Below are 15,034 nucleotides of genomic sequence, written 5' to 3' on the forward strand. Positions count from 1 at the left end.
CGTCGGATGATTCCCGCGTCGAGCCTAGCGCAGCACGTGGACCGGCCCGGTGCGGCTCAGACCAGCACCTCGCCGTCGCGGGCGACGACCCGGCCGGCCGCCACGACGAGCGCCCGGCGCGGGGCGCGGACCACGGCGTCGGGCACGTTCTCGGCGTCGACGAGCACGACGTCGGCGGGTGCGCCGGCGACGAGGTCGTGCGCGGCGCGGCCCACGAAGCGGGCGGCGTCCGACGAGGCGATCCGGGCCGCCGTGGTCAGGTCGGCGTCGTACCGGAAGCCCGACAGCCGTGCGAGCTGCGTGGTCAGCGCGAGCAGGTCGCCCGTGCCGTACGGCGACCACAGGTCGCGGATCCCGTCCGTGCCCAGGCCGACGGCCACCCCGGCGGTGCGCAGCGCGTGCAGCGGCAGGGGCGCGGCGCCGATCGGGGCGACCGTGGTCATCGTGATCCCGGCCTCGCCCATCGCGGAGACCAGGTCGGCCTGGCGTGCCGCGGCAAGCTGGCCGACGGCGAAGCCGTGCGCCACGTTGACCTTTCCCTGCAGGCCGGTGCGCAGGGTGCGGTCGATCATCAGCTCGATCTGGAACGCACCCAGCTCGCCCCCGTCGTGCAGGTGCACGTCGATGCCCACGCCGTGCCGTTCCGCGATCGCGAACAGGCCGTCGAGCTGGCCCACCGGGTCGCGGTCGATCGAGGCCGGGTCCAGGCCGCCGATGTGCTCGGCGCCCGCGGCCGCCGCCTCGTCGAGCAGGTCCAGCACGCCCGGGCGGCGCAGCACGCCGTCCTGCGGGAACGCGACGATCTCGGCGTGCACGGCGCCGCCCAGTGCCGCCACGGCCTCGCGCACCACCTCGATGCCGCGCAGGCCGACGCCCAGGTCGACGTCCACGTGCGTACGGACGGCGGTGGTGCCCGTGCGGACCGACTCGCGCAGCACCGCGAGCGTCACGTCCACGCCGGGGATGCCGAGCTCGTCACGGTGCGCGCGCTCGTGCGCGATCCGGCCCTGCGTGCCCGGCTCGCCGCCGTAGCTCACCCACGGCTTGCCCCACCACGACTTGTCGACGTGCGCGTGCGCGTTGACCAGGCCGGGGAGGGCGAGCAGGCCGTGGCCGTCGACGACGTGCGCGGGGTCGGTGCCCGCCGCGGGCGCGCCGGCCGGGTCGTGCGGGACGACGGCGGTGATCACGCCGTCGGCGACGTGCAGGTCGGACCGGGCACCGCCCCAGGGGCGGACGTCGCGCAGGACGGTGACGGGGGAGGTGCTCATGGGGTTCCTTCCGATGGTGACGGCGATGTCGGTGGCGATGTCGATGTCGATGGTGATGGCGCGGGCAGCGTGACCGGGACGATCGACTGCGGGCGTCCCGGGACCTCGAGCTCGTACGACTCGTCGGTACCGTCGAGGGCGGCCGCGAGCGGCAGCACGGTCAGCCCGTCCCAGGCGCCGTCCTGGGTGTAGCCGCCGGCCAGCACACCGAAGGCGGCGCCGCCGTCCTGCCAGACGGCCACCGTCTCGTGGCGGCGATCCGTGGGCAGCACCACCGAGCGGCCGTCGGGGGCGACGACCTCGATGCTCGCGCCGCTCGCCGCGTTGCCGAACGGTCCGTTCCCGGCGATGACGAGCGTGCCGTCGTCGGTGCGGGCCACGCCGTGCTGGTGGGTGTCCGCCTGGAGGGCGGTGGTCGTGACCCGGCCGGAGGCGGGGTCGACGCGAGCCAGCGCCCGGCCCTGGTACGGCAGGAGCAGGTCGCCGTCCGGGGTGAGCACCGCGTAGTGGGGCTTCTCGAACGACGCGAGCCCGCCCTCGGTGCCGAACGGCGCCACCTCGACCGAGCGCGTCGCGGACGTCGCGGTGTCCACCACGGTGACGGTGAACCCGTCGTGGTCGATCGTGTAGACCTCGCTGCCGTCGTCGCTGATCAGCACGTCGAACGGTCGCCGTCCCACCGGCGTCGAGCGCTCGACCGTGCCGCTGTCCACGTCGATCGTCTCCAGGAACGCCGCGTCCCCGGTGCTGACGGCGACGTGCACGGTCGCGCCGTCGGGGGAGACCGCCAGGCCGAGCCCGCCCGGACGGTACTCGCCCCAGGCCACGCGGTCGGGACGATGCCGGTAGGCGAGCAGGTGGGTCCGTTCGCGCGTCGCGAGGTCGACGACGGCGACACCCTCCGCCGTCGACACGAACGCGCGCCCGGACCCGGGGTGCACCGCGACGTCCCACGGCGCGGCGCCGACGGTGATCTCGTCGACGACGGCGGAACCGTCTCGGTCGCGCGGGTCGACGAGGGCGATCGAGTCGCCGTCGGCCTGGGTGGCCAGCAGGAGGTGCTGCTCGGGGGCGGGCGTCGTGGCGTCGGTGGCGGATGCGTGCTCGCAGGGGGTGCCGGCGGAGTCGGAGGTCTCGTCCTGGGCGTCCGTCGAGGGGGCGGTGTCCGCGGTGGTCCTCGGGGCGCCGGGTGTGGCGTCGCAGTGAGGTGTGGCCTGCTGGGTTCCGGTCCCGTCGGCAGGGGTGTCTTCCGGGTCGGCGCCGGGGGACGTCGTGGCGCACCCCGTCAGGAGGGCGCCGGCCAGTGCCCACGCCGTGACCATCGCGCGGCGGGTGGGTCTCCGGGCCGCTCGGGGGTACGCGGCCCGCGGTCCGGTGGTTCGGGCACGCGCCGGAGGTGTGGCACGGCGGGTGGGGGTGGCGGGCATCGCAAAATGGTATCCCATTTGGGAACGGGGCTTGTCTTGCGGAACGGGCGGGTGGTGGTGGGCGTGGCGGTTGGGTCGCCCTGGGTGGGTGGCGGTGGCGGGCGTGGGTGGGGTTCGGTCGCGCTGGGTGGGTAGCCGGTGGCGGGCGTGGCGCCTCGGTCGCTGGTGACCGGGTGCGGGCGTGGCGTCCGGCACCGGTGCGGCGGTGCGCGGGTGGCAGGATGGCGGGCATGAGCGGGGGAGGAGCGGTGGCCGGGGCGGGGGAGTTCGAGCCCGAGTCGGTGCGGGTCGCGCAGGTGGTCCGGGAGCAGATCGTCGACGGAACCCGCGCGCCCGGCAGCCGGCTCGTCGAGCGTGACCTCGCCGCCGAGCTGGGTGTGAGCCGGATCCCCGTGCGGGACGCCCTGCGTGCGCTCGCAGCGGAGGGACTCGTGACGCCGCGTCCGCGGAGCTGGGCGGTGGTGCGGGAGTTCAGCGACGCCGACGTCGCGCACCTGCAGGAGGTGCGTGAGGCCACCGACCCGCTGCACTTCCGGCTGGCCGCCCTGCGGCGCACGCCCGAGCAGCTCGCCGCGCTGACCGAGGCCTGGGAGCGGGAGTCCGCCGCGGCCGGCCGGGGGGACGCCGTGGCGGCCCGGCGTGCCGGGGCGGACTTCCACGAGGCGGTGGTGCGCGCCGCCGGCAACCCGGTGCTCGCCGAGCTGCACGCCGTCACCGCGAGCCGGGTGCGGTGGCTGCTGGCCCAGCACACCGACCTCACGCGCATGGCGGACGAGCACCGGGCGCTCCTGGACGCCGTCCGCGACGGCGATGCCGAGGCGGCTGCCCGGCTCGCCGGAGAGCACCTGCGCACGAGCCGCGCGGAGGCGGCCGGGCGGGGTGGGTGAGCGGGGTGGCCGGGCGGCCCGGTGGCCCGTGTCGCCTCGGGATTGCTCGATCGGTGCGCGGTACGGCCGCCGAGTCGGCCGGATTGGCGCGTGGCGTCGCAAAGTCACGCTCTACCCAGTCATCAGGCCCAGAACTAGCGTGGATTTTGGGCTTGATGACTGGGTAGAGCGTGACTTTCGGACCTGAGCCCGGCCCGCACCGACCCGGCGCGCACCGACCCGGCCCCGGCCTGCACCGACCCAACCCCGCCCAACCCCGCCCGACCCGGCCCGCACTGACGCCGCCCGACCCCGCCCGGCCCGGCCCCGGCCCGCACCGACCAAGCGTGCCCCGCAGCGGCCCGGCCCGCACCGACCCGGCCCGCACCGACCCCGCCCGGCCCCGCACCGGCCCGGCGCGAGCCCGGTCCGCACCGGCTCAGGGTGTTCGCGGCGTGCTCTCCCGGACCACCAGCGCGTGCGGGGCCGTGACCTCGACCGCCGGCGTGTCCGGGTCCTCGATGCGCGCGGCGATCCGCCCCACCGCCTGCCGGGCGATGAACGGTGTGTCGAGCGAGACCGTGGACAGGCTCGGATGCGTGTACTTGCCCTCCTCGATGTCGTCGATGCCGATCACGGCGACGTCGTCGGGCACGCTGCGGCCGGCGTCGAACACGGCGCGCATCGCGCCCATGGCGAGCAGGTCGGAGTAGCAGAAGATGGCGTCGGGCGGTTCGGGGAGGGTGAGCAGCGCGGTCGCGGCGTCGTACCCGTCGGCCCGGCGGTAGTGCGCCGCGGGGCGCAGCAGCTCGCGGTCCGGTGCGAGACCGGCCTCGGCCAGCGCCCGTTCGTAGCCCAGCGTGCGCTGCCGCGGGGTGGTGTAGTCCTCGTCGGGCTGGACGCCGATCGCGGCGATGCGGGTGCGGCCGGTCGCGATCAGGTGGGCCGTCGCGTCGTGGGCGGCCTGCACGTTGTCGATGGCCACGTGGTCGTAGCGACCGTCGAAGTCGTGCTCCCCCAGCAGCACGAGGGGCATCGACCGGCTGGGTTCCATCTGGGCCAGCTCGCCGGGTGTGACCAGGGGGCTGAACAGGACGCCGTCGAACAGCATGGTGCGGTCGGCGCCCGTGAGCAGCTCGCGCTCGCGCTCGTGGTCGTGACCCGTCTGGTCCACCATGACGCGGTAGCCCAGCGCCGCGGCGGCATCGATCACCTCGCGGGCGAGCTCCGCGAAGTAGGGGACGTCGATCTCGGGGACCACGAGCGCCAGCACGCCGGTGCGGCCCGTGCGCAGGGTCCGGGCTACCGGGTTGGGCCGGTAGTCCAGCTCCTCGATGGCGGCCTGCACGCGCTGTCGGGTGCGTTCGCTCACGTGCGTGTACCCGGCGACGACGTTCGACACCGTCCGCACCGAGACCTGGGCTTTCTCTGCCACGTCGCGCAGTGTGATCGGCACCGCGGTCCCCTTTCGTCCTGGTGGTCCAAGGATAGGCCTTGCAACGTGTGCAAAGCAGCAGTAGTTTGCACACGTTGAAAACGACGCGGGGCCCCACGCACCGCGCAGGCACGAGGGAGTGCTCATGCACCCGAACCACAAGACCCCCAGGGCGGTGGGCCGCCGCACCGCCACGGCCCACCGCGTCCGTACCCGGCGCGGCCCCGCCGCGGCCGCCGGCGCCGTCGCTCTCGGGCTCGCGCTCGCGGCGTGCGGCCCGTCCATCACCAGCGGCGACGCCGACGCCGCCGGCACGGCACCGGCGGCCGACCGCCTCCAGGCCCCCGGTGAGGAGTCACCCCAGGGCGAGATCACCGTCTGGGACCGCTCCGGCGACCTGTTCGCCGTGTTCGAGGCCGTGATCGACGACTTCAACGAGGTGTACCCGGACATCACCGTGCACCACGAGGCCGTCGACATCGACGCCAAGCTCCAGAACACGCTGATCACCGGCGCTGACGTACCCGACGGAGTGTTCCTCGACGACGCCAAGGTGGCCGGATTCTCCGACCATCTGTGGGACCTCACCGACGTGCTGGCGCCCTACTCCGACGACATCGCACCCCAGAAGATCGACGTCAACTCGGCCGGCGGCGCCATCTACGGCGTGCCGTTCGACCTCGACCCCGGCCTGCTCTTCTACAACGAGAAGGCGCTGACCGACGCCGGGATCGACGCCACCGAGATCGAGACCTACGACGACCTGCTGGCGGCGGCCCGCGAGTACCAGGAGGCAGTGCCCGGCTCGAAGCCGATCCATCTGGAGCAGAGCCCGTTCCTGGGCCAGCTCCAGCTCGAGATGTACGCGAGCCAGCTCGGCACGGCGCTGGCCGACGAGAACGGCGAGCTGCGGCTCGACTCCGACGAGTACCGGCAGGTGCTCGGCTGGCTCGACACCGTCAACCAGGAGGGCCTCGGCACACGGGCGGAGTATCTGTCGCCCACGGACGTCGGCGCCCTGGAGTCCGGCGACCAGGTGTTCTACCCCTGGGCGATCTGGTTCAGCTTCGCCCCCGAGCAGCAGCTCACGAAGACCAGCGGCGACTGGCGCGCCATGCCGCTGCCCGCGTGGGAGGACGGCGGGGCGCGCTCCGGTGCCATGGGCGGATCGTCGTTCGTGCTGCCGAAGGACGGCGAGAACTCCGACCTGGCCTGGCTGTTCTACGAGTTCCTCATGTTCCACGAGGACGGTTACAGCGCCGTCTGGGGCGAGAACGACACCTACCCGAACGGCCTGGCGACGTCGATCCCGGCGTACGCCCCGGCGGCCGACCCCGCGAAGCCGCTGTTCGGCCCCGTCGAGGGACTCGGCGGGCAGGACCTGTGGACCACCGCGGTCGAGGCCGGCGCGCAGATCCCCGGCGGGGCACCCGCGCCCACCTGGTGGACCGGTGCCGTCGACTACCTCGGCACCGACATCCAGCGGATGTACGACGGCGACATGACCCCCGACGAGGTCATCGAGCAGTCGACCGCGGACATCCAGACGAACCTCGTCGACCGGCAGTGAGCACGCTCGTCGCTCCCGGGCGCAGCCAGGGCCGGCCGCTGCTGCGGCCCTGGCTGCCCCGCAAGGTCGCGCCGTACGTCTTCGTCCTTCCCTTCGTCGCCGTCTTCGTCGCCTTCAGCGTCTACCCGATGCTGTTCACGCTGCGCCTGAGCTTCACGGACTGGCGCGGCTCGGGCGCGGCGACGTGGGTCGGCTGGGACAACTACGCCTACCTGCTCGGCAACGACATGATCTGGGGCTCGCTCGGCAACTCGGCGGTGCTCTGGCTGATGATCGTGCCGGTGCAGGTGGTGCTCGGACTGCTGGTCGCGGTGCTGCTGAACAACGCGAAGGTCCGGATGCGCTCCTTCTACCGGATCGCGTTCCTCGTGCCGTTCGTGACGCCGCTCGTGGCCGTCGCCCAGATCTGGGTGGTGGTCTTCGACCAGGAGTTCGGGGCGGTCAACGGGCTGCTCAACGTGTTCGGCCTGCCCGACGTCGGCTGGCTCACCACCAGCGAGTGGGCCAAGCCCACGCTCGCGCTGCTGTTCCTGTGGAAGACCACCGGCTTCATCGTGATCATCCTGCTGTCTGGGCTCCAGTCGATCGACGCGAGCGTCTACGAGGCCGCCTCGATCGACGGTGCCTCCCGCAGCCGCCAGCTCTGGAGCATCACCGTGCCGCTCGTGCGCCGCACGCTCATGTTCTCCGTGGTGCTCCAGACACTGGCCGTCTTCCAGATGTTCGCCGAACCGTTCGTCGTGACCGACGGCGGGCCGTACAACTCGACGACCACCGCGGGCCTGCACCTGTACGAGCACATCACCCGCGGCGACCTCGGCACCGGAGCGGCCAACTCGTTCCTGCTGGTGATCGTCGTCATGGGCCTCTCGCTGCTGTTCGTCCGGTTCCTGCGGACGGAGGACTGACATGACCACCACGCACGCCCCCAGCCCGGCCGGGACCCGGCCGGCCCGGACCCACGCGACGGCGCCCCGGCCACCCCGGACGAGCCCTCGCGGGCTGCCCGGCGCCGTCGGCTCCCAGGCCTTCCTGCTGCTGCTCGCCCTGGCCTTCCTGGCCCCGGTCGTCTGGGCGCTGGCCTCGGCGTTCAAGCCGGCCACGCAGATCATCAGCGACCCCCTGGGCCTCGACCTGACGGCGCTCACCCTGGACAACTACCGCCGGATGTTCGCTGACGTGCCGATCGGCCAGGGCTTCCTCAACACGGCCGTCGTGCTGGTCACCAAGGGCGCCATCACGCTGTTCTGCGCGCCCCTGGCCGCCTACGCGTTCGCCAAGTACCGGTTCCCCGGACGCGACCTGCTGTTCGGCACCGTGCTCATCACGCTCATGCTGCCCACCATCGTGCTCATCATCCCGCTGCTGCTGGAGATGAAGGCCCTGGGCTGGGTGAACACCTACCAGGCCCTGATCCTGCCGGGCGCCGTCGACGCCTTCGCCATCTTCTGGATGCGGCAGGTGATCGCCGACGTCCCGGACGAGCTGCTCGACGCCGCACGCGTCGACGGCGCGGGCGAGCTCGGCATCTTCACCCGGATCGTGCTGCCCGTGATCCGGCCCGCGCTCGCGGGCCTCGCGGTGCTCACCGTCATGAACATCTACAACGACTTCGTCTGGCCCGTGGTGGCCGCGAGCTCGGAGCGGATGGCCACGCTGCAGGTGGTCCTGTCCACCCTCGCGCAGAACATCACCGGCAACCGCGTCGGTGCCGACTACGCGACCGTGACCGGCGAGCTGCTGGCCGCCGCGTCGATCGCCCTCGTCCCCCTCCTCGTCGTCTTCATCGCGCTCCAGCGGCACTTCATCAACGGCATCCTCGCCGGAAGCGTCAAGGGCTGACCGCGCACTCCAGAAAGGCACACCCCACATGACCTCGGCTCCTCCGCAGCCCGACGCCGTCCGCGCCGCGCTCTCCGCCGCTCCGCAGGCAGCGCCCGCATACCCCCGCCCCGACCTCGACCGGTCCCACCGCTGGACCAGCCTGGACGGCGTGTGGGAGCTCGACGTGCCCGGCGGCGCAGCACCGACCACCGTGCCGATCACCGTCCCGTTCGCCTGGGAGACGGCGGCGTCCGGTGTCGGCCGCACATGGCTGGAGCACGCGACCTACCGGCGCCGCATCGCGGTCCCTGCCGAGTGGGCCGGGGCGCGCGCCGTGCTCTGCTTCGGCGCCGTGCACCATCACGCCGTCGTGCGGGTCGACGGTGCGGTCCTGGCCGAGCACGTGGGCGGCTCGACGCCGTTCGAGGTCGACCTCGACGGAGTGCTGGCCCCCGGTGCCGAGGGCGTCCTGGAGGTGGAGGTGCACGCGCCCGCCGACAAGCGCGCCATCCCGCACGGCAAGCAGCGATCCATCCCGCGCGACGACTACGACGGTGTCTCGTTCACCCCGACCTCCGGCATCTGGCAGCCTGTCTGGCTGGAGGCGCGCGGTCGCACCTACGCGGCGCGGGTCACGGTGCGGGGCGAGTCGCTGACCGGGTTCGACGTGACGGTCGACGTCGCGGGGGACGCCCCGGCGGGTGCGCTGGTCACCGTCGAGGTCGCCGCAACCGCCGGCTCCGACCCGGGCGCAGGTCCCGGCGCGGGCGGCACCACGCCGGGCGCGGCCGAGCGCATCGAGCTCGTCGCCGACAGCACCGGGACGGCGTCGGGCCGGGTCGAGATCGCGGAGCCCCGGCTCTGGAGCCCGGCCGGTCCGCACCTCTACGTCCTGACGGTGACGACGGTGCCCGCGACCGGCGGCGAGCCCGACCGGGTGGCCGTCACCGGCGGGCTGCGGCGCATCGAGCGGCGCGGCGAGCACCTGTACCTCAACGACGAGCGGATCTACCTGCGCGGTGTGCTCGACCAGGGCTACTGGCCGGAGTCCGGTCTCACCGCCCCTGACGTCGACACCCTGGTCGCCGACCTGGAGCACGCCCGCGCCCTCGGCTACAACCTGGTCCGCAAGCACATCAAGCTGGAGGACCCGCGCTGGCTGCACCACGCCGACCGCACGGGCATGCTCGTCTGGGCCGAGCCGCCCGCGCCCAGCCGGTTCGGCACCGAGGCGGCGCAGGCCTTCGAGGCGCAGATCGCGCCCATGGTGGAACGGGACGGCAACCACCCGAGCATCGTGGTCTGGGGCCTGTACAACGAGGAATGGGGCCTCGACTGGGACATCCCCGGCAGCCCCGACCGGGCCGACGCCGCGGTGCGGGCCTACGAGACGCTCCACGCCCTGGACGACACCCGTCCGATCGTCGAGAACTCCGGCTGGGCCCACGTCCGCACCGACCTCGTGGACTGGCACTACTACGACGAGGACCCGGCGGCGTGGGCCGCGAACGTCGCGGCGCTCGCGGCGGGCACCCGCGAGGACTTCCCCGTGCGGCTGGCCCCGGACTTCCTCGCGAAGAAGTCCCTGTACGGGTCGGCGGACCATCCGCGGTCGGGTCTGCCGATCCTGAACAGCGAGTACGGGGCCGGGTTCACCAGCCTCGAACGGGCCTGGCACCTGCGCTGGCAGACCCAGGAGCTGCGTCGGCACGACCGGTTCGCCGGGTACGTGTACACCGAGCTGACCGACGTCGAGCACGAGATGGCCGGCCTGCTCGACGTCGACCGCCGGCCCAAGGACCGCGGCGGCCTGGACCCGCGCGACGTCAACACCGAGACGGTGCTCGTCGTCGACCTGGTGCCCGTCCACGCGGGAGCCGATCTCGCCGTCCCAAAGGCCGACCTCGTTCTCGGCGTGCACGTGTCACACCACGGCCCCGGCGTGGTGCGCGGGCAGGTCCGCGCGGCGTGGGTGCCCGCGGGCACGCCGTTCGGAGAGGGCGGCGTCGGCGAGCCGCTCGGCACGGGATCCGAGACCGTCGAGGCCAAGCCGTTCGAGCTCAGCCCCGCCGTCACGGTCACCGTACCGCCGCCCGGGCCGGTGACCGCCGCCCGTCTCCACCTCTGGCTCGTGGACGACGGCGGCGCCGTGCGGGCGCGGACGTTCGTCGACGCGGCGCCGATCGAGGAACCCAACCGGCGCGGCCTGCGCTGGGACGGCTGACGGGCGGCTGGCGCCGGAGCGGCGGCCGGGCCCCGGACGACCGGCACGGTCGCTGTCGACGCGATCAGCCGCCGTCGCTGTTCGCCGCCGCCGGGCTCGGCCGGACGTCAAGGGTCTGCCCGATCTGCCGGACGGCGCGCTCGAGCAGGTCGTCCTGGTCGGTGTCCCACATGACGGCCTTCTGTGCCAGCACCCCGTCGAGCGTCAGTGCCGCGAGGCCGTGCCCGAGTGCCCAGAGCGTGATGCCGAGGGCGTGCGGGTCGCTCACGCCGAGCCGGTCGACGAGGTCGGTCAGGACCTTGAGTGCGGCGTCGCCCGCCTCCTGCACCGCCGGGTGCTTCTCCGGCTCGGACAGCTCCGGGCGGAACATGACCTGGAAGTGGGCGGGCCGGCGCCGGGCGAACGCGACGTAGGCGGTCACGGCGCGTCCGACGTCGTCGGGCCCCGCCGCGGCCGTGGAGGGGCCGACGGCGACCGCGAGCTCCTGCGTGAGCAGCTCGAAGCCGCGGGCCGAGATGGCGGACAGCAGCGCAGCCCGGTCGGGGAAGTGGTGGTAGGGCGCGCCCGGGCTCACCCCGGCCTCGCGTGCGACGCGCCGCAGGCTCACCGCGCCGATCCCCTCCGCCTCGATGAGCCGCACGCACGCGTCGACCAGCTCCTCGCGGAGCGAACCGTGGTGGTAGGTCTCCCGCTTGCGTGACCCGTTGACTGCCATGCCCGCAATCTATACGGTGCTCATAATCTGAACACTGCTTAGACTGGAGACGCGATGTCGAGGGTTCTTGTCACCGGCGCCACGGGATACATCGCCGGCCACACGATCGAGGAGCTGCTCACGGCCGGCCACGAGGTGCGCGGCACGGTGCGCTCCCTGCGGGATCCCGAGCGGGTGGCGCACCTGCGCCGGCTCGCGGAGTCCGCCGGCGGCCGGCTGGAGCTGGTCGAGGCGGACCTGTCCGCCGACGCCGGCTGGGACGACGCCGTGGCCGGGCAGGACTACGTGCTGCACACCGCCTCGCCCTTCCCGTCCGCGCCGCCGCGCGACGAGGCCGAGCTGGTGCGGCCCGCCGTCGACGGCACGCTGCGGGTGCTGGGGGCGAGCGCGCGGGCCGGGGTGCGGCGGGCCGTCATGACGTCGTCGCTCGCCGCCGTGAGTGCCGCGGGCGGGCGCGACGACCGGCGGTACACCGAGGAGGACTGGACGGACCTGGACAAGGCCGCGCCCTACGCCCGGAGCAAGACGCTGGCCGAGCGTGCCGCCTGGGACTTCGTGGCGGACCACCCCGGCCTCGAGCTGGTGACCATCCAGCCGGGGCTCGTGCTCGGCCCGGTGCAGCACGCGGCGGCCCGGACCTCCGTCTCGCTGGTGCGGCGGCTGCTGGCCCGCGAGATCCCGGCCGTGCCGCAGCTCGGGTTCGCGCCGGTCGACGTGCGTGACGTCGCCCGGGCGCACCGGCTGGCCATGGAGCTGCCGGACGCCGCGGGCAACCGGTACATCTGCGCGGGCGACAACCTGTGGTTCGGCGACATCGCGCGGATCCTGGCCGACGAGTTCGGGCCCCAGGGGTACCGCGTCCCGACCCGGCGCATGCCGGTGTGGGCGCTGTGGGTGATCGGGCGGTTCGACCGCGAGGTGCGGCTCGGCCTCGACTTCGTCGGCGAGCCCGAGCAGGTCAGCGCCGAGAAGGCACGGCGTGAGCTCGGCTGGGAGATGCGGCCGGTGCGGGAGACCGTCGTCGACACCGGCCGCAGCCTTGTGGGGCTCGGGGTGGTGCGGGCGCGGTGATCCGGCGCGGGGGCAGGCCCCCGCGCCGGGCTCACGCGGTGGCGTCGACCAGGTCGGTGTCGTTCGCCGGTGTCGGTCCCGGCGGGGGCACCGGGCGCCGGGGCCCGAGCACCAGCACCGCGACGAACAGCACGGTCATGACGGCGACACCGGCCCACATGGCGCCCTGCCAGCCCTCGACGAACGCCTCCCGCGCGGCGCGGACCAGCTCCTGCGCCGCCGATCCGGCGTCGTCCGCCGCGCCGAGCGCGTTCGCGACGCCTTGGCGGGCGGCGTCGGCGGCCTCCGGTGGGACGCCGTCGAGCCGGGACTCGACGGCGCCGCGGTAGCCCGCGGTCAGCACTGCGCCGAGAAGGGCGACGCCGAGGGCCGTGCCGAGCTCGCGGGTGACGTCGTTGAGCGCGGACGCGACGCCCTGCCGTTCTTGGGGGAGCGTGCTGGTGATGGCCTCGGTGGAGGGTGTCATCGACAGCCCCATCCCGACGCCCATCGCGAGCATGCCCGGCAGGACGGACGGGTAGCCGCCGTCGACCGAGACGAGGAGGGCCATGAGCGCGAGCCCGGCGCCGGCCAGGAGGGTGCCCGTCGCCATGGTCGCGCGGGGGCCGACGCGTACGGACAGCCGCGGGGCCAGTGCGGAGGCGAGCATCATCAGCACGGCCATCGGCATGAACGCCAGCGTGGACAGCAGTCCTGACCAGCCCAGCACGGCCTGGAAGAACGGGAACAGGACCACGAAGATGCCCGCCTGCACCCCGAAGACCACCAGCAGGGTGACCGAGCCGGCGGCCAGCGGCCGCCTGCCGAAGAGCCGGACGTCGAGCAGTGCGGCGTCCCGGCGGCGTGCCTCCAGGATCACGAAGCCGACGGCGGCGGCGACCCCGGTGGCCAGCGCGGCGAGGGTCGGCGGGGCGGTCCAGCCGCGCTCGGGCCCCTCCTGGAGCGCGAACACGAGGCCGAAGACGGCGACCACGGACGTGAGCGCCCCGGCGGTGTCGAACGGGTGCCGGGTGGTCTCGCGCGAGTCGGGCACCGAGCGCAGCGTCATGACCAGCGCGGCGAGCGCGAGCGTGACCGGCAGCGCGAACAGCCAGCGCCAGCTCACGAGGTCGACGAGGACCGCCGAGAGGAACATGCCGAGGATGCCGCCGCCGCCGGCGACGCCGGTCCACACGCCGATCGCCTGCCCGCGCTCCTCCTCGGGGAAGGTCGAGGTGATGACGGCGAGCGTGACGGGCATGATCATCGCGGCGCCGACCCCGCTCAGCAGGCGGGCAGCCACCATGACCTCGGCCGACGGCGCGAACGCCGCGACCACGCCCGCGACGCCGAACACCACCAGCCCGGCCACGAGCACGGGCTTGCGGCCCAGCCGATCGCCGACCGCCCCGAGGGGCAGCAGGAGCGCGGCAAGGGTGAGCGTGTAGGCGTTGATCATCCACAGCACCGTGCCCTGGGAGACCCCGAAGGTGACCGCGAGGTCGGGTTGGGCGACGTTGAGCCCCGAGACCGACGCGATGACGGCCATGAGCGCCGTGCAGACGGTGACGAGGACGGCGCGACGCCGGCGCGCCTCCGGGCCGGTCACGCGAGGGCCGCCTCGGTGTCGGCGGTGACCAGGTCGGCGTTGATGTGTGCGCCGGCCATGGCTCCGGCCGCCGCCGATGCCCCCACCTGGGCGGACGGGTCGCCGACGTTGCCGGCAACCCACACGCCCGGCACCTCGGTGGTGCCGGCCGGGCCGGTGACGACGTGGCTTCCCATGCCGTTCGGCAGGTCCTGCACCGGCAGCCCGAGGCCTTCCAGGCCCTCGGTCCGCGGCAGCATCGTGGTCGCGACGGCGAGCACGCGCCGGGCGACGACCTGCCCGTCGGCGAGGCGCACCCCGGCGATGCCGCCGGCGTCGTCCGCCACCACCTCCTCGACGGCGGGCTCGACCACGCGGATGCCGCGCGCGACCAGGCGCGCCCGGGCGTCGTCGTCGAGCCCGGTGCCCCGCTCGAAGTACACCAGGTCGTCGGTGAGCTGCCGGAACAGCAGTGCCTGGTGCACGGACGCGGGACCGGCCGCGATGATGCCGATCGGCTCGTCGCGCACCTCCCAGCCGTGGCAGTACGGGCAGTGCACCACGCCGTGGCCCCAGTGCCGGGCCAGGCCGGGGACGTCGGGCAGCACGTCGCGCAGGCCGGTGGCGACCAGGAGGCGGCGGGCGTGCAGGGTGTCGCCGTCGGCGAGGTCGACGGTGAAGCGAGGGTCGCCGCCGTCGGCCGGCGTGGCCTTGACGACCTCCCCGGTCCGCACCGTGCCGCCGTAGCGTCGCACCTCCGCGCGGCCCCGTTCCAGCAGCTCCGCCGGGGGAGTGCCGTCCAGGGCGAGCAGCCCGTGCACGCCCTCGGCGGGGGCGTTGCGCGGCGTGCCGCTGTCGACGACGACCACCGAGCGGCGGGAGCGGGCCAGCATCAGCGCGCCGTTCAGTCCGGCGGCGCCGCCGCCGATCACCACGACGTCGACCGTGTCGGCCGGCTCGGCGCCGGTCGCCGGGGTGGTAGGAGTGCCAGGCATGTCTGTCCTCTCTGTCGCGGCCCCCGGGTCGGGGCCGGACGGTGACGAACGTAGCCCGGCCTTGCGGCA

General features: G+C 74.0%; 12 protein-coding genes. 6 read left to right on the forward strand and 6 right to left on the reverse strand.

What is annotated here, in order from left to right:
• Positions 1–56: 56 nt before the first annotated feature.
• Entirely contained in the window at positions 57–1,271 is a 1,215-nt protein-coding gene (locus tag ACIG47_RS04825; RefSeq protein ID WP_397429833.1) for an amidohydrolase, read from the reverse strand.
• On the reverse strand, positions 1,268–2,698 hold the full coding sequence (locus tag ACIG47_RS04830) for a YncE family protein (protein ID WP_397429834.1): 1,431 nt from the start codon (positions 2,696–2,698) through the stop codon (positions 1,268–1,270). Before ACIG47_RS04830 ends, ACIG47_RS04825 begins: the two co-directional genes overlap by 4 nt.
• Before the next feature lie 230 nt (positions 2,699–2,928).
• Between ACIG47_RS04830 and ACIG47_RS04835 the strand changes: the two genes are divergently transcribed.
• Positions 2,929–3,585 (forward strand): GntR family transcriptional regulator, encoded by a 657-nt coding sequence (locus tag ACIG47_RS04835; RefSeq protein ID WP_397429835.1) that lies wholly within the window; start codon positions 2,929–2,931, stop codon positions 3,583–3,585.
• 418 nt (positions 3,586–4,003) lie between these two features.
• Here ACIG47_RS04835 and ACIG47_RS04840 read toward each other — a convergent pair whose 3' ends face one another.
• Positions 4,004–4,999 carry a LacI family DNA-binding transcriptional regulator gene (locus ACIG47_RS04840; protein ID WP_397429836.1) on the reverse strand — a complete coding sequence of 332 codons (996 nt, stop codon included), beginning with the start codon at positions 4,997–4,999 and terminating at the stop codon, positions 4,004–4,006.
• Positions 5,000–5,144: 145 nt separating this feature from the next.
• Between ACIG47_RS04840 and ACIG47_RS04845 the strand changes: the two genes are divergently transcribed.
• From ACIG47_RS04845 to ACIG47_RS04860, 4 genes are read left to right on the forward strand one after another with little or no spacing between them, the layout of a single operon-like run.
• Positions 5,145–6,569, forward strand: a complete 1,425-nt coding sequence (locus tag ACIG47_RS04845; RefSeq protein ID WP_397429837.1) for an ABC transporter substrate-binding protein — start codon at positions 5,145–5,147, stop codon at positions 6,567–6,569.
• On the forward strand, positions 6,566–7,477 hold the full coding sequence (locus ACIG47_RS04850; protein ID WP_397429838.1) for a carbohydrate ABC transporter permease: 912 nt from the start codon (positions 6,566–6,568) through the stop codon (positions 7,475–7,477). Before ACIG47_RS04845 ends, ACIG47_RS04850 begins: the two co-directional genes overlap by 4 nt.
• A 1-nt stretch (position 7,478) precedes the next feature.
• Positions 7,479–8,411 carry a carbohydrate ABC transporter permease gene (locus ACIG47_RS04855; protein ID WP_397429839.1) on the forward strand — a complete coding sequence of 311 codons (933 nt, stop codon included), beginning with the start codon at positions 7,479–7,481 and terminating at the stop codon, positions 8,409–8,411.
• A gap of 28 nt (positions 8,412–8,439) precedes the next feature.
• Positions 8,440–10,617: a glycoside hydrolase family 2 protein gene (locus tag ACIG47_RS04860; RefSeq protein WP_397429840.1), complete on the forward strand. Its 2,178-nt coding sequence runs from the start codon at positions 8,440–8,442 to the stop codon at positions 10,615–10,617.
• A 64-nt stretch (positions 10,618–10,681) separates the two neighbouring features.
• Here ACIG47_RS04860 and ACIG47_RS04865 read toward each other — a convergent pair whose 3' ends face one another.
• The gene (locus ACIG47_RS04865; protein ID WP_397429841.1) at positions 10,682–11,332 is read right to left on the reverse strand and encodes a TetR/AcrR family transcriptional regulator; all 651 of its coding nucleotides are present in this window, start codon (positions 11,330–11,332) and stop codon (positions 10,682–10,684) included.
• 54 nt (positions 11,333–11,386) lie between these two features.
• Between ACIG47_RS04865 and ACIG47_RS04870 the strand changes: the two genes are divergently transcribed.
• On the forward strand, positions 11,387–12,403 hold the full coding sequence (locus ACIG47_RS04870) for an SDR family oxidoreductase (protein ID WP_397429842.1): 1,017 nt from the start codon (positions 11,387–11,389) through the stop codon (positions 12,401–12,403).
• A gap of 31 nt (positions 12,404–12,434) precedes the next feature.
• Here ACIG47_RS04870 and ACIG47_RS04875 read toward each other — a convergent pair whose 3' ends face one another.
• Together ACIG47_RS04875 and ACIG47_RS04880 are read right to left on the reverse strand one after the other, a co-directional pair.
• On the reverse strand, positions 12,435–13,991 hold the full coding sequence (locus tag ACIG47_RS04875) for an MFS transporter (RefSeq protein WP_397429843.1): 1,557 nt from the start codon (positions 13,989–13,991) through the stop codon (positions 12,435–12,437).
• Complete coding sequence (locus tag ACIG47_RS04880; RefSeq protein WP_397429845.1) at positions 13,988–14,965, reverse strand: NAD(P)/FAD-dependent oxidoreductase; 978 nt, start codon at positions 14,963–14,965, stop codon at positions 13,988–13,990. Before ACIG47_RS04880 ends, ACIG47_RS04875 begins: the two co-directional genes overlap by 4 nt.
• Between the last annotated feature and the right edge of the window lie 69 nt (positions 14,966–15,034).

This window comes from Promicromonospora sp. NPDC052451 (genome assembly GCF_044547525.1).
Lineage (GTDB): Bacteria > Actinomycetota > Actinomycetes > Actinomycetales > Cellulomonadaceae > Promicromonospora.